Annotated in this window: 13 protein-coding genes and 2 pseudogenes; 8 read left to right on the top strand and 7 right to left on the bottom strand. The window is 56.1% G+C overall.

The window, feature by feature from the left end; translation table 11 throughout:
• Nucleotides 1-75: 75 nt before the first annotated feature.
• From J9870_RS15490 to J9870_RS15480, 3 genes are all read right to left on the bottom strand, one after another.
• Nucleotides 76-1,089 carry a hypothetical protein gene (locus J9870_RS15490; protein WP_210638886.1) on the bottom strand — a complete coding sequence of 338 codons (1,014 nt, stop codon included), beginning with the start codon at nt 1,087-1,089 and terminating at the stop codon, nt 76-78.
• 41 nt (nt 1,090-1,130) lie between these two features.
• Nucleotides 1,131-1,802: a GntR family transcriptional regulator gene (locus J9870_RS15485; RefSeq protein ID WP_210638885.1), complete on the bottom strand. Its 672-nt coding sequence runs from the start codon at nt 1,800-1,802 to the stop codon at nt 1,131-1,133.
• A gap of 109 nt (nt 1,803-1,911) precedes the next feature.
• The gene (locus J9870_RS15480; protein WP_210638884.1) at nt 1,912-3,078 is read right to left on the bottom strand and encodes an MFS transporter; all 1,167 of its coding nucleotides are present in this window, start codon (nt 3,076-3,078) and stop codon (nt 1,912-1,914) included.
• A 142-nt stretch (nt 3,079-3,220) separates the two neighbouring features.
• On the opposite strand from J9870_RS15480, the pseudogene J9870_RS15475 reads away from it, so the two are divergent.
• Nucleotides 3,221-4,608 (top strand): annotated as a pseudogene (locus J9870_RS15475) (PLP-dependent aminotransferase family protein).
• 247 nt (nt 4,609-4,855) lie between these two features.
• Nucleotides 4,856-6,997 (top strand): TonB-dependent siderophore receptor, encoded by a 2,142-nt coding sequence (locus J9870_RS15470; protein WP_210638883.1) that lies wholly within the window; start codon nt 4,856-4,858, stop codon nt 6,995-6,997.
• A gap of 52 nt (nt 6,998-7,049) precedes the next feature.
• Here the strand turns inward: J9870_RS15470 and J9870_RS15465 are convergent, their stop codons facing one another.
• Complete coding sequence (locus J9870_RS15465; protein ID WP_210638882.1) at nt 7,050-7,784, bottom strand: SDR family NAD(P)-dependent oxidoreductase; 735 nt, start codon at nt 7,782-7,784, stop codon at nt 7,050-7,052.
• A 309-nt stretch (nt 7,785-8,093) separates the two neighbouring features.
• The gene (locus tag J9870_RS15460; RefSeq protein WP_135845331.1) at nt 8,094-8,300 is read right to left on the bottom strand and encodes a 4-oxalocrotonate tautomerase family protein; all 207 of its coding nucleotides are present in this window, start codon (nt 8,298-8,300) and stop codon (nt 8,094-8,096) included.
• A 127-nt stretch (nt 8,301-8,427) separates the two neighbouring features.
• Here J9870_RS15460 and J9870_RS15455 point away from each other — a divergent pair, with 127 nt between their 5' ends.
• Entirely contained in the window at nt 8,428-9,351 is a 924-nt protein-coding gene (locus J9870_RS15455) for a LysR family transcriptional regulator (RefSeq protein ID WP_210638881.1), read from the top strand.
• Nucleotides 9,352-9,459: 108 nt separating this feature from the next.
• Here the strand turns inward: J9870_RS15455 and J9870_RS15450 are convergent, their stop codons facing one another.
• Nucleotides 9,460-9,894: a nuclear transport factor 2 family protein gene (locus J9870_RS15450; protein WP_210638880.1), complete on the bottom strand. Its 435-nt coding sequence runs from the start codon at nt 9,892-9,894 to the stop codon at nt 9,460-9,462.
• 219 nt (nt 9,895-10,113) lie between these two features.
• Between J9870_RS15450 and J9870_RS15445 the strand changes: the two genes are divergently transcribed.
• From J9870_RS15445 to J9870_RS15430, 4 genes and pseudogenes are all read left to right on the top strand, one after another.
• Nucleotides 10,114-11,016 carry an ADP-ribosylglycohydrolase family protein gene (locus tag J9870_RS15445; RefSeq protein WP_210638879.1) on the top strand — a complete coding sequence of 301 codons (903 nt, stop codon included), beginning with the start codon at nt 10,114-10,116 and terminating at the stop codon, nt 11,014-11,016.
• Between the two features lie 321 nt (nt 11,017-11,337).
• A pseudogene (locus tag J9870_RS15440) lies at nt 11,338-11,688 on the top strand (phage virion morphogenesis protein); the annotation flags it as partial.
• A gap of 161 nt (nt 11,689-11,849) precedes the next feature.
• The gene (locus tag J9870_RS15435) at nt 11,850-12,692 is read left to right on the top strand and encodes a DUF4062 domain-containing protein (RefSeq protein WP_210638878.1); all 843 of its coding nucleotides are present in this window, start codon (nt 11,850-11,852) and stop codon (nt 12,690-12,692) included.
• Nucleotides 12,693-12,720: 28 nt separating this feature from the next.
• On the top strand, nt 12,721-14,181 hold the full coding sequence (locus J9870_RS15430) for a hypothetical protein (RefSeq protein WP_210638877.1): 1,461 nt from the start codon (nt 12,721-12,723) through the stop codon (nt 14,179-14,181).
• A gap of 109 nt (nt 14,182-14,290) precedes the next feature.
• Here J9870_RS15430 and J9870_RS15425 read toward each other — a convergent pair whose 3' ends face one another.
• The gene (locus J9870_RS15425; protein WP_210638876.1) at nt 14,291-15,259 is read right to left on the bottom strand and encodes a hypothetical protein; all 969 of its coding nucleotides are present in this window, start codon (nt 15,257-15,259) and stop codon (nt 14,291-14,293) included.
• A gap of 1,133 nt (nt 15,260-16,392) precedes the next feature.
• On the opposite strand from J9870_RS15425, the gene J9870_RS15420 reads away from it, so the two are divergent.
• Entirely contained in the window at nt 16,393-16,755 is a 363-nt protein-coding gene (locus tag J9870_RS15420; protein ID WP_210638875.1) for a DUF6124 family protein, read from the top strand.
• The last annotated feature ends 34 nt before the right edge of the window (nt 16,756-16,789 follow it).

Raw genomic sequence — 16,789 nt, 5'->3', positions numbered from 1 at the left:
GGGGCGACGGCTTGATGGATTTATCTGGTGCTGATGACGAAATCGGCACAGTGCGGCCCAGCCAGATGAGCCTGGTCAGGCGTTCCTGTCTTGCCATCGCCATTCGATATGCTCGGTATTGATCCCCAAGGCCTCGAGCTTCTCGGCCACATACCGCAGGCAGGCGCCGCCGTCGGGCCTGTAATGTCCGGAAGCATCGTTGACCATGGCAATCACATGGTCCATACGACGTTCGGTGACCCTGAACTCCCCAGCACACATGACGGGCCTGCCACTGCCGAGCTGGCTATGCCTTACATAATTGCCCCGGTCGCTATGTTCCCAGCGCTTATAAATAATGGCGTGTTCCGGTGTATAGACCCATGTGTAGCTATTGGACTGGTCGTTGGGGGACAACAGCTCACTGGTGTGTGTCTTCAGTTGATTGCCGATCAATTTGCCGTCCCTCATCCCGATCAACTGGCCTACGCCGTCTATTTTCGACGGGTCATAACAACGCCAATGCACCAGGTCACCGATAAAGGGCATCCACCTGATCGGATAGGTCTGGGCGTTGAGATCGATGGATCTGTGATCGGAATTTTTCCAGTCGGCGAAATGAACGTGACCCGACCATACGAATCGCAAGTGCGCGGATGAGTTTCGGAGCCATTTGTTGATCTGTTTGAATGAGGTATTGGTGTAGATGTCATTGGCTTTGATCAGTACCGATTCCAGCGCCCAGTCATCAGAAGCGATCGGGTGTGCGACGGGCACCTGGTAGAGGACCAGGCCGTCAATTTCCATCAGCGAAATACGCGGTCGGCCGAACATCCGGGCAATGTCGATATCCACGTGGATGACTTGCCCCACCCTGGGCGCTTCACAGAACAACTGCATCTGACCCAAGGGGCCCATCGATATATAGATGCTGTCGTCCGTGCCCGCCCAGTTTTGATTCTTTATGGAGGCTGTAACAGAAAGGCTGTCGATGAAGGTGTCGAATGGATGTGTCATGGTTGAAAGCAGGTGTCTGTCTTGAATAACGAAGGCACCTGATTCTAGGGCGGCGTCGGACAGCCGCCGCGGTATATATGTATAGGTCTTCAAGAAGTACCGAGTCGCTCATCGACGCGGTACGACGGGCAGTCTCAATGGCTGGAAGGCAGGAACTCGAACAGCGTCTTGCAGACCCCGGCGATGTGTTCGTCCAACAGCTTCACCGCCCGTTCGACATCACCGGCACGGCAGGCGTCGAGGATTTCCCGGTGCTCGTGGTCGGCGCGCTCCTTACCCGCCGAAAGGCTCATTTGCATGCGCAAGTAGCGCTCCAGCTTGTCATGGACCGAACGAATCAAACTCACCAGGAAGGGCCGTTGCGCCGGCTCGTAGAGGCAGGCATGCAATTGCCAGTTCAGTTCGGCCCAGCGTCCGACGTCGTCCTCACCGATGAATTCCTGGCAGATGCGCTCGGCGCGAGCGAAGGTCTCTTCGGTCATGTTGGGAATCGCCAGGCGCAGCACCTTGTCCTCCAGCAGCATGCGGACTTCGAACATCTGCGCCAACTCTGCCTCGGAAATACGCGTGACCATCGCCCCGCGATTACGCTGGAACATCACCAGGCCCTCGGCCTCCAGACGCTTGAGGGCTTCGCGTACGGGGATCTTGCTGACGTTGAACTGGCGGGCGATGTCGTCCTGGCGAATCGGCTCGTCCTCGGCAAAATGCCCGGCGACGATGGCGTCGCGCAGGTGGCGGGTGATGATTTCCGAGGTGGAAGGGGTGTTGCCCAGGTCGGGCAGATTGAACTTGGATAAGGTCACGGCGGCAGGTCGTTCGGCTTGGATGGGGATATGGTATACGACTTTGCCGGGTGCAAGTCGAGCGGTCCGGGTCCTCACCACAGGTCGCGCACTGCCCAAAGGGTTGTGTTCAGCCATGGGACAGCTGGGTGACACATGCCTGCGTCCGAACGATGATCAATCCCGTGACACCTGCACCCGCAGCCAGCGCCAGACCGAACAATACCAGCGCCACATCCGCGCCGAGATAGTCGGCCAGTAAACCCGTCACCACCACCGGGATGCTGAACCCGACATAAGCGAACAGGAAAAATCCGGCGCTGACCCGGGCCTTTTCCTCACCGGCCATGGCCGTGACGGCTGACAATCCACCCAAGTACAGAAAACCGTAGCAGGCACTGCTCGCTCCCAGTGCGCCCAGCAGTACGGCGGCCAGGGACCCGACGCTCGCGCCCCAGGCCAGCAACGCGTAGCTCAACGGCAGGATCAACAGACCCAAGCCAGTGGCCCTGGCCGGTTGCATGCGGCGCACCCAAGGTTGAAAGAGCAGCCCGCAACTGATCACAGTGAAGGTCGACAGACCCGACCAGCGTTGCAGGTCGTGGGTGGCAAGCACCGAAGGCAGGATGGCGATGACCAGGCCCGAGGTCGCCCAGGCCAGCAGCATCGAAAAACTGTAGGGCAGGCTGCCGGCGGGGAACAGTGGCAAGCGCAACAGTGCTGCGCTACTGATTTTCACGGCAGGGTCCGGTAAGCGCCAGACCACGCCGATTGCGACGGCAGCCAGCAGCAATTGCAGCCAGAAGCTGCCGGGTGTGACGCTGTGATGGACGAACAGAAACAGGCTGGTCAAGGCCGCGCCCAGACCAAACCCCAGAGAGGTGCTGGCGGTGACCCGGTTGGCCGGTGAGCGGGTATCGCGGGTGACCATCAGTTCGGTCATGTAGGCCGTCGATGTCGCCGAGGCCAGCCCCGTGCCGACGCCCATCATCAGCCGCGCCACGCCCAGCGCCAGCAGGCTCGGCCAGAGCAACGTCACCACCGTCGCCAGCATCGACAGGCCCAGCGCGATCAGGATCAACGGCCGGCGTCCCACTCGGTCGGCCAGCCCGCCGAAGGCCAGCAGGACCGGCAACACGCCCAGCACGTAACCGGAAAATGCTACCGCCGTGGCGCCAGCACCATAGCCGGACAACTGCGCGTAGGTGGTGTACAGCGGTGCTTGCAGGTTGACCGCCAGGGTGATCAGGCAAAGACCGAACGCCAGTCCCCACGCGTGTCGATGTTGTGTGTTCAAAGGTGTTCCTTAGGTGGGGGAGCTCGGGTGCAGTCGTTGGGACTATCACTTGTGGGGAGCCACTCGAACAAGGAACACCCAGCGGCCTTTTGTGCTTAACTGTTCGCTCGAAATTAAAGAACACTTGGGCAAGAGTGCGCGCGTGGACCTGAACATTGATCGCAACGCTGCTGAACCGGTGATCCGCCAACTGGTGACTCACGTCATGGGGTGGATACAGTCCCATGGCATTCGTCCCGGTGCGCGCATGCCTTCCATCCGTCAATTGGCCCAGGAAAACAACCTGAGCCTGTCGAGCGTGATCAAGGCTTATGACCAACTGGTGGCCGTCGGGGTGCTGGAGTCGCGCCATGGGTCGGGCTTCTTCGTCGCGCAGCCGTTGTCCCAGCCCGCGGCGCCGGCCATTGAACCGGACAACGTGGCATGGCGGCTGTTCGACAATCAATCGACGCAACTCAAGCTGGGCTGTGGCTGGCTGCCCGACGCCTGGCGCGACGAGACCGACCTGGGCCAAGCCATCCGGCAGGTGGTGCGCAGCGACAGCCAGGCGCTGTTCAACTACAGCACCCCGCTGGGTTCGCCGCAGCTGCGCTTGCACATTCAAAAACGCTTGGGCCTGATCGATATCCACGCCGATCTGGGGCAAATCCTCACTACCCAAGGCGCCAGTCATGGCCTTGACCTGCTGGTGCGCACGCTACTCAAACCCGGCGACCTGGTGCTGGTGGAGAGCCCCGGTTATTACAATCTGTTCAACCTGCTGCAGCTCCACGGGGTCAAGACCCTGGCGGTACCCAGGACCGCCCAGGGGCCGGATATCGCCAGCCTGGAGCGAATCCTGAGCCAGCATAAACCCACGTATTTCTTCATCAACAGCATGTACCAGAACCCCACCGGTACCAGCCTGGCGCCGAGCGTGGCCTATCGTCTGCTGCAACTGGCCACGCTGCATGACTTTCGCCTCATCGAGGACGACATCTACGCCGATTTCCAGAACGGCCCGACCTCACGCCTGGCGACCCTCGATGCCCTGGACCGGGTGATCTACCTCGCGAGTTTCTCCAAGACGCTGTCCAGTTCGCTGCGCATCGGTTATGTGGTCGCCCAGCCCGAAATCATCAACCGCCTGGCCGAAGTCAAGATGGTGACCGGCATCGGTTGCTCGCTGCTGGCCGAAAACGTGGTGGCGACGTTGTTGGCCAACGGCGCGTATCGCAAGTTGATCCAACGCTTGCGTCAACGCCTGAACAAGCAGATGGCGAGTACGCTGCGCCAACTGGACCCGGTGCATTGGGAGGTCTTTGCCGAGCCGACTGGGGGCCTGTTTATCTGGGCCAGGCCTCGGCGGCTCGATGCACGACGGGTTGAGCAGATCGCGCGGGAACTGCACATCCAACTGTCCCAGGGCTCGACTTTCTTGCCTGGGGGGAGGCTTGCGACTGGCTGCGGCTGAACGTGGCCTATACCCAGGATATTCGGGCGCAGAGGTTCTTTCAGCGGGTTGAAAGGGAGTCTGCAGCGCTTCAGTGAGCAGGGTGAATGTCCCGGCGCCATCGCGAGCAAGCTCGCTCCCACATGGGTTCATGGATATTTACAGAAATCGCGTCCGCCACAAATCCCTGTGGGAGCGAGCCTGCTCGCGATGGCGGACTGACAGACACCAAAAAAGATGCTAATGGGAATTTATATCAAACAAGAATGAGTTCATGTATCTTTCGCGACACATTCTTGTCGGCCTCGAAAATGGCCGGTGTTCTTTCATTAGGATTGTGCATCGATGCGTCGGATTCTTGTTTCACTGTGTGTGCTCCAGGCTTATTCGGTTTCCACCTGGGCAGATGAGTCCATCTCTACGGACAGGGCACCGCTGGAGCTGCAAGCCACGGATATCGTTGGCGAGTCGGATTATGAGAATGCGCAGGGCCCGGTGAAGGGGTACCACGCCACCCGTTCCGCCAGCGCAACCCGTACCGACACCGCAATCCATGAAACCCCGCAATCGATCTCCGTAGTGTCCCGCGACGTTGTCGAAGACCTCAGCGCCACACGCCTGCAAGACGCCCTCGACTACGCCGGCGGGGTTGGCCGGGGCAATAACTTCGGCGGCCAGGGCCTGACCACGTTCACCGTGCGCGGCTTCACCACGGGGGAGTTCTATCGCAATGGCTTCCCGATCAACCGGGGCTACCCGAACATGCCTGATGCCAACACCATCGAGCGCCTGGAGGTGCTGCGAGGGCCGGCGACCATGCTGTATGGCCGTGGCGACCCGGGCGGTACCTTCAACGTGGTGTCCAAACAACCTTTGGCCGAGCGAAAGGTGACCTTGGGTAGCCAGCTCAACGATCAGGGTATGCGCCGTGGCACGTTGGATGCCTCCGGCCCGTTGGATGAACAAGGCAACCTGGCCTATCGCCTGAACGTGATCGGCGAGGGCGGGGACACCTTCCGCGACCACGTCGAGACCGAGCGTTACGGCATTGCGCCGGTGGTCTCCTGGCAGGTCAACGACACCACGCGCTTGATCTTCGAAGGCGATTTCATGCGCAACAATGCTCCGCTGGACCGTGGCTTGACTCACTATGCCGGCCAGCGCGGCACCGCATCGCGCGATACGTTTTTCGGCGAAAAAGACGCCGGCAAGCTGCACAACGACAACAACATGCTGCAGGTGCGTTTCGAACACATGCTCAACGACGACTGGACCCTCGCCGGCGGCACCCAGTGGCTCGATGGCACGTTGCAGGGCAACGCGGTCGAAGGCAACGGCATCGCCGCCGATGGGCGCACCCTGGGTCGCAACTTCAACTTCCGCAAGCTGGAATGGAGCGACCGCGACACTCAGTTGAACCTCACCGGGCATTTTTCCACCGGCGGGTTCGAGCACACGCTGTTGACCGGGATCGAATATGAGGACTATGACTACCAGTCCATCATCCAACGTTCCGCCGCCGGTGCCGGTGCCTACCCGATCGATATCTTCGATCCGGTGTATGGCCAGCCGCGCCCGGCGCTGACGCGCACGCCCACTGACGACCAGGAAAACCTCAAGACGTTCGGCGTGTTCGTCCAGGACCAAGTGGCGCTCACCGAACGCTTGAAACTGTTGGCTGGGGCGCGTTTCGAGCGCTTTGAGCATGAGTACGAGACCTTCGTCCCTCAAGCCCGGCCTGGCAGCAGGAACTGGGATGTCACTGACAGCGCCGTTACCCCGCGCCTGGGTGTGATCTACGACCTGACCGACACGGTGGCGGTCTACGCCAACACCGCCCGCTCTTTCAAACCCAACACTGGGGCCAGCCGCGAAGGGGGCGGGTTCAAGCCGGAAGAGGGCAAGTCCTACGAAATGGGCGTCAAGTGGGAAGCGCTGGATCGCCAGTTGAGCGTCGATGCGGCGATTTACCAGATCGAAAAGCGCAACGTGCTCACGCCTGACCCACTGGATTCCACATTCAACGTCGCCGCCGGCGAGGTGCGCAGCCGTGGTTTCGACCTGAACGTGGCGGGCAACCTCACGCCACAATGGCGCATGATCGGTGGCTACGCCTATGTGGACGCCGAGGTGACCAAGGACATCAATATCCCGACCGGCACTCGCCTGCTCAACGTGCCCCGGAACACCTTCAGCCTGTTGAACGTCTACGAGTTCCAGGACGGCGGTCTCAAAGGCCTGGGCCTGGGATTGGGCGGCAAGTACGTTGGCGAGCGGGCCGGCAATACGGCGGCCAACGCCTTTACCATGGACAGCTACACCGTCGTCGACCTGCTCGGCTACTACAAGGTCAACGAGCAGATTCGCCTCAACCTGGACCTGAAGAACCTGTTCGACGCCGATTATGAGGAAGGCGCATTTGGGGGTGTCTATGCCTATCCAGGCGCACCGCGGACGGTGCAGGCCGGCATCTCCTACACGCTCTGAATCCAACGCCTCATGAAAACCCCGAAGGTCCTGCCTCCGGGGTTTTTCCTTTTTACCACTTGCCCGTGCTCATCCCGCCGTCCACCGGCAGTATCGCGCCCGTCGTGAAATCAGCGCCCGCCAGGTACAGCACGGCTTCGGCAATTTCCTCGATGGTACCCACGCGACCGGCCGGGGCCAGGTTGTCGAGGAACTCGCGGTGCGCCTGGTCGTGCATCGGCGTGTCGATGATCCCGGGAGCAACGGCGTTGACCTTGATGTTGTAGGGCGACAGTTCCAGGGCCAGGGCGCGGGTCATCTGGTTGACGCCGCCCTTGATCAACACCGGCAGTGCTGCGGGCACCTGGATGTTCGGTTGCAGCGCCACAGCCGCCGAGATGTTGATGATGAAGCCTTGCTGGCGACTGATCATGTGCGCGGCAGCAGCCTGGCTGGCGTAGACCAGCCCCTTGAGGTTGGTGTCCAGCAGCGCGTCCAGGTCCTGGGGGCTGTATTCGATGAAGGGTTTTGGCAGAAAGAAACCGGCGTTGTTCACCAGCCCGTCCACCGCCCCGAACGCCTCGATGGCTTTGTTGATGAGGGTGGTCGAAGTGGCCGGGTCAGCGACATCGCCGGCCACGCCAATGAAACCGGCCGGGTGCCCGAGTAGCCCTGCGGCATCGTCCAGGCCTGACTGGGAACGGGCGTTGCCCACCACGTTATAGCCACGAACGAGAAACGCCTTGACCAAGCCAAGGCCGATGCCGCTGGAGGCGCCGGTGAGGATGACGGTTTTGTTGAGGTTCATGATGGGACTCCTGATCACGTTGAGTTGAAACCGTTGCGCCTGGGTGGGCGGTGGTTGAGATCAGGGTATTGATGTGCCGAGGGTTGATAAATGGAGGTTCTGGTACTTGAGTTGATACCTGATGTAATCAATTGTGTGATCACCACTGGACCATTGTGGGAGCGAGCTTGCTCGCGATAGCGGCATTCCAGTCAACATTTGAGTCGGCTGATATACCGCTATCGCGAGCAAGCTCGCTCCCACAGGGTTATTGGGTTGGCAGATATAAAAAAGCCCGGTCAATCGGACCGGGCTCGGAAGTTTAGAACATCATTCCTTGGGCAGACTTCGATACTCAGTCGTGGTGATCCCCGCATACCCCCAGTTATCCGTATCGACCTCCTCGATCACGATATGAGTCAAGTGCGGGTCCTTGCCCAGCACGCGCTGGAGGGTTTCGGTGATTTCTGCAATCACCTGGGCTTTCTGCTCGCGGGTGACGCCGTCGCGGGTAATACGCACATTGACGAAAGGCATGTTGCACTCCTGCTGGTGAGAAAAGTGCCCAGGAAGATTCCTGCGCAACGGGGGCCACTATATTTATACGCCTGAGGCTGATAAACAGGCGCCTGGGATCTTCAGTTGATACGCGGTGTAATGAATCATGAAGCGTCATTTCGAAGACTTGCAGTTGGGCAGCATAGAGCTGTTTTGCCTGGCGGCCGAGGCGGGCAGTTTTACTGCGGCGGCCCAGGCGGCGGGCGTTACGCCGGCGGCGGTGAGCCGTTCGATCTTTCGCCTGGAAGAGCGCCTGGGTTCACGACTTTTCGTGCGCACCACCCGCAGCATCCGCCTGACCGAAGCCGGCAAGATCTATTTTGAACAATGCCGGCAGGCCTTGACCCAACTGGTCGAGGCGCAACAGGAAATGATGGGCGCGCAATCGGTGCCGTCCGGACAACTGCGCATCAGCCTGCCCACCACCTATGGTCACCACCGGATCCTGCCCTTGCTCCCGGCCTTTCGGGCGCTGTACCCGCAAGTCAGCGTGGACCTGCACTTGAGCAATCGAAACATCGACTTCGTTGCCGAAGGTTATGACCTGGCGATCCGAGTGCGCGCCCAGCCGGACTCGTCCATGATCGCCCGGCTGCTGGAAGACGCGAAACTGGTGGTAGTCGCGGCACCGGACTATCTGCACAAGGCCGGCACGCCACAGACTCTGGAGGACCTGGACGCTCACGAGTGCATCCAGTTCGAATTGCCCAGCAGCGGGCGACGGATTTCCTGGTTGTTCGATGTCGATGGCAAGGAGCGGGAGGTATTCGGCCAGGGTGGCTATTGCTGTTCGGATGATGTGCTGGGCGGGGTGACATTGGCCAAGCATGGCGCGGGGTTGTTCCAGACCTACAAATTCATCGTTGAGCAGGAGCTGGCGGACGGCCGCCTGGTAGAGGTCTTGCAGCCCTTCGCGGGCCGCTCACGTCCTTTCACCTTGCTTTACCCCCACGGCCGCTACATGCCGCAACGGGTGCGGGCCTTCGTGGATTTTCTCTTGCAGCATCGCGAACAGTGGGCGGGAGCCTGACGATAGCTTCGGGCCAAGGTGTTCCCTGTGGCGAGGGAACTTGCTCCCGCCTGAGTGCGAAGCGCTCAGCAGAAGCTCGCCACAGAAAACACCTGAGTCAACCCAATATCAGAACCGAAACGCTTGACGACCAATCAGCAACCACTTGCCATTCTTCTGCTTCTGCCAGATCTGGAAGTTCTCGATTTCAGTGGGAACCACTTCAGTGCCTTTGAGCGCCTGCGCTGAGAAGTGGTTACGCACCAGCGCCACATCGCCAGACAGGGTGATTTTCTGGTTCTTCATTTCCAGGGTCTTGAACGCGCTCTTGCCGGTTTCGATGTCGGCGATGAAGGCTTTCTTGTCCTGGATGTTCCCGCTGGAGTGCCCGTAGGTCAGGTTCTCGGCGGCCAGTGCCTGCAGTTGTGGGATGTCTTTGTGCAGCATGGCCTGGGTCAGGTGGTCGACGGCCTGGGCCACGTCCTGCTCGGGCGATGAAGTGGCTGCCGCTGCGTAGCCGCTGAACAGGCACAGGAAGCTGATGACCAGTGTGGTTTTTTTCATGGGGATTTCCTTGTTGTTGTAGGTATCAGGAACGCGAGCGATGCGTGCTCGTCGGTCATCGTACAACTTGTTTTGAGATGGGGGAACAGCCGAGTGAATGTACGTTGCGTTTTCGATAAAAAAGATTGCGATCAGGTTCCTTGGGCACGCCCAGCCGTTATCATCTCGTTGGTTGTACGCTGCTCATGAGCGAACGAACTCGGAACAGAAGGAATCAGGATGTCCCCGACACTTTCAGATCGCTATCGCGGATGCTTATTGGGCTTGGCGTGTGGTGACGCCGTTGGCACTACTGTTGAATTCCAGCCACGGAATTCCTTTGCCCCCGTGACCGACATGGTCGGTGGCGGCCCCTTCAGTCTCAAGCCTGGCCAATGGACCGATGACACATCGATGGCTTTGTGTCTGGCTGAGAGCCTGTTGCAAAAGCGTGGTTTTGATGCGACTGACCAGATGGGCCGATACCTCAATTGGTGGCATTGGGGTTATCTGAGTTCCACTGGTGATTGCTTTGACATTGGTATGACCGTTCGCGGTGCACTGGAACGCTATCAGTCCCATGGCGACCCCTTCGCGGGGGATACCGCTCCTGATACGGCTGGCAATGGTTCGCTGATGCGACTGGCACCGGTCGTGTTGTTCTTTTATCCAGATCGCGAACGCATTCGCGATTTTGCGGCTCTGAGTTCACGCACAACCCATGGGGCAACAGAGGCGGTGGAGTGTTGCCAGGTGTTGGCCGATGTCATTGGCAACGCATTGACCGGCGCTTCAAAGGCGGATGTGTTGCGTGTGGTGTCCGAGCAACTGACCGAGGCCAAAGTGATAGCCCTCGCCCAAGGGGCCTATGAGGGAAAAGGTCGTAGTGAAGTGTCAGGCTCTGGTTATTCGGTGGCTTCCTTGGAAGCGGCGCTGTGGTGCTTTCATCAGACGGACAGCTTCACTGATGCGGTGCTGGCCGCGACGAACCTGGGCGACGACGCTGACACCACCGCTGCCATTGTCGGTCAGGTGGCAGGGGCATTTTATGGGGTGCAGGCTATTCCCTCCGATTGGTTGCAGAAGTTGTGGATGCGACAGGAGATTGAAGCCATGGCGGATGCGCTTCACTTGCAGGTCTGAGCCGCTTTTCAAGTAAAGATTTAGTATCTGATCTTCTTGCTCTTGAGCCCCGTACTGCCTCAACGCAAGGCACAGCTGAAGGCTATGTTTGAAGCTCAGTTCGCGAGGCAGGCAGTCGGCCAACAGAGCTGATTGCACCATCTTTGCTTTCGACTCAATTGTTTGGGACACGCCCCCGCAAACCAAATGGAAGGCACCCCATGTTCATCATCGAACTAGACCACCAACACCTACTAAAAACCCTAGGCAAAGTGGAACACTCCATCGGAGACCTCACACCACTCACACAGCCTAGCCGCCGAACTCGCCAGCCAAACCGAGGAAAACTTCGAACATGAGGGCCGCCCCCAGTGGCCTGAGCTTTCCGACGTCACCAAAGGACGCCGAGCCGAAACCGGCCACTGGCCCGGCGAGATGTTGCAAGTCAGCGCCGTCGGTCTGGCCGCTTCAATTATCACTCAGGCTTCCGACAGCTCCGCGCTGGTGGGCACTAACAAACCTTATGCGGCGATGATGCAACTTGGAGGTAATCAAGCTGACTTTCCGCAGCTATCGGGCGATATCCCAGGCCGACCGTACTTGCCTATGGATGACGAAGGGAATCTGCAGCCTGAGGCGGAAAAAATCATCCAAGTTTTAGCGTTAGCTCACCTGGAAGGTTCTACCAAGTAAGTCGTCTAAAAGCGGTGATGGTGCTCGTCTTGGTACGGTTTCAAGAGACTTCTCAGACTCAACTGTGCATATGCTTTTTCTCCTCCAGTGGACAGCCGCGAAACTTCGTGACATCTTGATGTCATGTTGCCACCTAATTCGCAATGCGCTAAGGATTGAGCATGAGTTATGAAGCAGAAGTTTTCAATGTGATGATTGCATCCCCTGGAGATGTTAAAGCCGAGCGAGCACAGGTCAGAGAGGTGATTCATGAATGGAACGCCGTACATTCCAGGTCTCGTAAGATAGTTCTTCTGCCTATTGGATGGGAGACGCACTCTGCTCCTGAAATGGGGTCGGGCCCACAGGAAATTATTAACAGACAAATTCTAGATAAGTGTGATTTATTAATTGGCGTTTTTTGGACAAGAGTCGGAACTGCTACTACTGAATATGCGAGCGGAACCGTGGAGGAAATTGAAAAGCATGTGAATGGCGGCAGGCCAGCCATGTTGTATTTTTCCAATCAGCCCGCTGCTTTAGATACAGTAGATCATGATCAATACAAACTTCTGACAGAGTTCAAGAAAACGTGTCAGCAACGCAGCTTGTACGAGGGGTACGAAGACTTGTCGGACTTTCGAAATAAGTTCTCGCGACAGTTGCAGATTACAATTAATGAAAATGAAATTTTTAAAGTTAATGATGCGGTTGGCGGCAAGGATGTTTCTCTCCCGCAGAAAATTATTCCAACTTTGTCTTATGAGGCGAAGTCATTGTTGAGAGAAGCATCAAAAGATTCGCACGGAACAATAATGCATATTCGCTACATTGGCGGAACTGACATACAAACGAACGGTAGAAATCTTATAGATTCCCGTGAGCGTAGAGATGTCGCAAAATGGGAGTCTGCACTGGAAGAGCTTTTGAAGCTTGATCTCGTAACGGCTCGAGGTTCCAAAGGCGAAGTGTACGAAGTAACAAACTTAGGATTTAGTCTCGCCGACACCTTAGGTGCTGACTAATCCGCCTAGATATATTGAGTGTTAATATATGATATCGATAAATCTTCGTGACAAAAAGCTATTTGGTAATGAAGCGGGTGAGGATGAAGATCTCAATCATCTGAACGCGTACTATATTGAAAACAAAGACTTTGATGATTTTTATGCTTGCGAAGAAAAGCTATCCATTGTAAGCGCTCGAAAAGGGATGGGGAAGTCCGCGCTCCTTTCTCGGTTGTATTATAAGTTAAATAATGATGATTCATATGGCGATCCGATTATAGTTCGGGTGAAGGGGAACGATCTGCTGGGTCTCGGGCACTTTACGGGATCCGATCATTCATTTTTAGAGAATTATTGGAAGCAAATAATCTGTAAAAAAATCCTCATGGAGATTGGTGCTCATATAGGTATCGCTCTATCTGATGACACTATGTCAATGGTAGAGCTTGCTGAGCTCGACGGACTAAAAAGCAAAAATATTGTAGGTGCGCTGATCTCTAGGACGTTAGGCAAAATACCTTTGCTGGGTATTGAACTAAAAAAATCACTTCCTACTAACAGCGAAAGCTTACTAAAGCGCTATCAGGATTCTGAAGAGCGAAAGCATGTGTGGTTACTTATCGACGATATCGACGCAAAATTCCAGAATAACTCCGAAAGCCAAGCACGAGTAGGGTCGTTCTTTAGCGCGATCCGGTCCTTGGCGTTTGATTACAAAGGATTGAATATACGCACAACCGTCCGAAGCGATGTTTGGTCCTGCCTAAGGCACCTCGAAGATCTAGATAAGCTACAGCAGTATATAATAAATATATTTTGGACTAAACGGCAGATGCGCGACATGCTTGCGCAGAAAATTCTTGTTTATATAACGAATAATCATCCCGACTCCCCAGAAGCAAAACTCAAGCTCGCTACTGACTACAACAAAATATTAGATATGGTGTTTACATCACCTATCGAATGGGGGCAAAGCAAAGAGGCAAAATTATTTGACGCAATATCTGCTTTCTCTAATAGAAGGCCTCGTTGGATGGGGCAGTTGTGCCGCATGGCCGCAAAAAAAGCCAAAGAAAACGCCTTAATTCGGAAAGTAACCCTTGAGCATATCAATTATATACTTTCCGACTTTGGAGCCAACCGCAGAGACGACCTCATTAAAGAGCATATACATCAGTTTGAAGAGCTAAATAATCTTATTGATGCATTAAGAGCCACCAAAAAAGAGTTTTCATGCTCTGAACTAGAAGAGGCCCTGGAGCTTAATTTTTTACGCGGTCGAACTAAAGACGATATCCCCATGATTGACGGAAAGCCTTATGCGGGCGTTGAAGATCTCGCGGACTTCTTATATAAGCTAGGTTTGATCTCTCATATCCACCTAGATGGAATAGAGTTCACACATTTCACAGATGACCCTGACCTATATCGTTCTACAGAAAATCGTAGAAACAACGTAAAGTGGTCGCTACACCCATCGTATCGAAAGTTCTTGAATATTCATTAGTCATCGGATGGATTGGGCTGGACGAAAAAAGCGTCTTAGAGCAGGCTTGAAGATTGGCATCAGAACTAAAGCGGTGTTTCTACGTGAACTCCAACGCCGCCTAGTCGGCCTAATCCATTTCAGCGACGTTACGACAGTGGACACATAGGCGATCTAACTCTGCATCAGTACCATAAGGATGATCAAACCCTCCACCACATTGCACGCAACCCAACTCTGGGCTGTCCTCTAGGCATAAGGCACAAAACGCATCATCTACAATGTAGGTTCTGTGATGACACTTAGAACACCATTCCAGCGGCGGCTCGCCCCCCTGAGTAGCAGTGAGGTACAAATCCCGATAATGCCTAGCCACCAGAATGCTCTCGACTGCCTCTTGGTAAGTCGTCACAGCGCCGCAGCTCGTACATTCAAAGCTTGTTTTAGGAGGTTGAGCAAGGGGGACGTGGGGTTTGATCAGCTCTGATCTACAGCTAACGCAGCGCAAGCCCCCAGCGGACTTTGTCAGCAGAGGAAGTGGCCAGAAAATCGCTTTGGAAGCCTCCTGGCAAATATGATGCTCATGCGTGTAGAAGGCATTTTGCTTGGTGAGGAACGACCAAAGATCATTGCCGAGCAACTGGAGCGGGCTTTTTCCCAGATGCTTAGGAGCGAACTGCTGGATTAGATGGAAGGAGGCCTCCATAGCTTCAAGCAATACTGAAGCAGGGTGCGGGCTGAAATAATGCTCAACATCGTTGCGCAACTTGGTAAGCGCTTCAAGGCGCTTCCAATCAACACCATCTACACCAAGCCCCTTGAGTCGCTGAATGATAGACTGCACATCAACTGTCTTACTACCTGTACCAATCCACATAGGATTGCCGTCGATATCAAGCACAGGGGTCACGGTCTGCTTGAGAAGTACCTCCTTCGAATCTGCCGGGCTGAGTTCCTGTAGCTTAACTTTGAAAAGCAAAAGTAATCCGGCTGTTAGATTTCGAATTGCCGAAAGTGCGCGCGCATCATCATTTTCAGCGGCCTGAAAATCCTCCACCCCAAGCCGAATGGAGGCAACAGCATTGGCAAGCATCGACATTCAAATGTTCCTTTCTCGTTTGAAGATATTTTCGAGCGTGGGGGGATGCTCCTCGCTAGAAAGCTATGAGGCCAAATCTGAGCCTCATTCCGCTAGACACCGGGACGCTGAAGATTAGCAGCCATTTAGCGGTGAGTCCCTACGCAATGTCGAGGACGATGCCTTCTAGGGATAGGAGTCTTTCGAAGGGCTACAACCACCACCGAATCCCCCGGCAGCGCATCCACAGCCCCGGTATCTTATCCCTCACCGCTCGTAGTGACAGGGCGGTGCAGCCTGGGGGAGTGCTTAAGTGCCTCTGATGAAGGAACAGGTCGCTCCGCCCGATGTTTGATGGCGCTGTCCGCCGGGCCCTCTGGGCACTCTGGCATTGCAAATCCCCAGTCCACACCGGCGTACAGTGCCATCTTTTTAATCGCCAGAGTTTTATGGTTGCTGTGCGAGGTTCAACCCACTGCGTTGAGTGCGATCTTTTCAGCCGGTGACCCCGTACAGCGCCTCCCTCCGCCAAGCATCCTTCAAAGCCCTTCAAGTGCGATCGAAGGCCGAAGCCAATCACCCAAGATCGCCTCCAGCCTCAAACCCTCTGCCGAGAAAGCACGTCGTTGCCGCGGTCAGATGTAGGCAAATTCCCCAAAGCATCCGCCAGCGTATTATCTACGGCATAATCTCGTTTAATACCGATGACCCCGGAGCGTCCCATAAGACACTGTATTTACACCGATACAGCCCCAAGGAATAACGAAGAAAAATCGCCTCGTTTAATTTTCGCAAACATATCCAGCGCGACACGTTTAAATACACTCCACATAACGCCCCAAAGGCTACGAGGCCTTGCGTCCTTACTTACGCATGCGTCAGAATCCGCTGGCTTGTGCGCTTTGCCCCGGGCCTCTATCGTTCATCTGCCACTGCCCATCAGTGGTCGGGTTTAGTCGCCCGGACGGTTTTAGTAAAGTGCATAAGTACCATTCAGTCAGGTCATTCTATTCCTGCACTTGATGGTGGTTGTGTGCAGGGCGCCCCTTGGGCGCGCCGGGCTTGCTAATTCCACCGGTCGACTAACCTGCGCACAGCCGCCACCCTTCTTTTAGTCGAGAACGGTTGCGGCCCCAGCTGAGGGAATTAGTTATATGTTCAAGGTTACTCCCAACCCCCCGAATATCGATTCGGTACTCTACGGCGACTCTCTCGACCCCGAAAAGTTGAAAGAGGCGGCAGACCGCGCGCTCAAGCACTACCTGAACCCCGGGGCAACGAAAACGCAGATACCGCCCCGCAAGCCCAGCACGATCTTCACCATCGACGCAGCGGTGGATGACGAAACGTTACTCGTTGAGGCGTGCGAATCCTTGGCATCCGCCAGCGTGATGGTCAGCGACCTCACCGATTTGACGGACGGCCCAAGGCGCCAAACGATGCTGGTGCTGCAACGGGTCATCATGTTGGGTGAGCTAGCGGTCAATCGAGTACTGGATAACTACAAGCCTGGGTAGTCGCCAGGTAGTGTTGTGAGGGGCGCCGCAAGCG

It is taken from the genome of Pseudomonas sp. Tri1 (assembly GCF_017968885.1).
Taxonomy (GTDB): Bacteria; Pseudomonadota; Gammaproteobacteria; order Pseudomonadales; family Pseudomonadaceae; genus Aquipseudomonas.
This window is presented reverse-complemented; position numbering and strand designations above follow the sequence as displayed.

Excerpts from the sequence above, each read along its gene's own strand:
- J9870_RS15470 (WP_210638883.1), top strand. The coding sequence starts at position 4,856 with ATGCGTCGGATTCTTGTTTCACTGTGTGTGCTCCAGGCTTATTCGGTT.
- J9870_RS15465 (WP_210638882.1), bottom strand. The coding sequence starts at position 7,784 with ATGAACCTCAACAAAACCGTCATCCTCACCGGCGCCTCCAGCGGCATC.
- J9870_RS15460 (WP_135845331.1), bottom strand. The coding sequence starts at position 8,300 with ATGCCTTTCGTCAATGTGCGTATTACCCGCGACGGCGTCACCCGCGAG.
- J9870_RS15455 (WP_210638881.1), top strand. The coding sequence starts at position 8,428 with ATGAAGCGTCATTTCGAAGACTTGCAGTTGGGCAGCATAGAGCTGTTT.
- J9870_RS15450 (WP_210638880.1), bottom strand. The coding sequence starts at position 9,894 with ATGAAAAAAACCACACTGGTCATCAGCTTCCTGTGCCTGTTCAGCGGC.
- J9870_RS15445 (WP_210638879.1), top strand. The coding sequence starts at position 10,114 with ATGTCCCCGACACTTTCAGATCGCTATCGCGGATGCTTATTGGGCTTG.
- J9870_RS15435 (WP_210638878.1), top strand. The coding sequence starts at position 11,850 with ATGAGTTATGAAGCAGAAGTTTTCAATGTGATGATTGCATCCCCTGGA.
- J9870_RS15430 (WP_210638877.1), top strand. The coding sequence starts at position 12,721 with ATGATATCGATAAATCTTCGTGACAAAAAGCTATTTGGTAATGAAGCG.
- J9870_RS15425 (WP_210638876.1), bottom strand. The coding sequence starts at position 15,259 with ATGTCGATGCTTGCCAATGCTGTTGCCTCCATTCGGCTTGGGGTGGAG.
- J9870_RS15420 (WP_210638875.1), top strand. The coding sequence starts at position 16,393 with ATGTTCAAGGTTACTCCCAACCCCCCGAATATCGATTCGGTACTCTAC.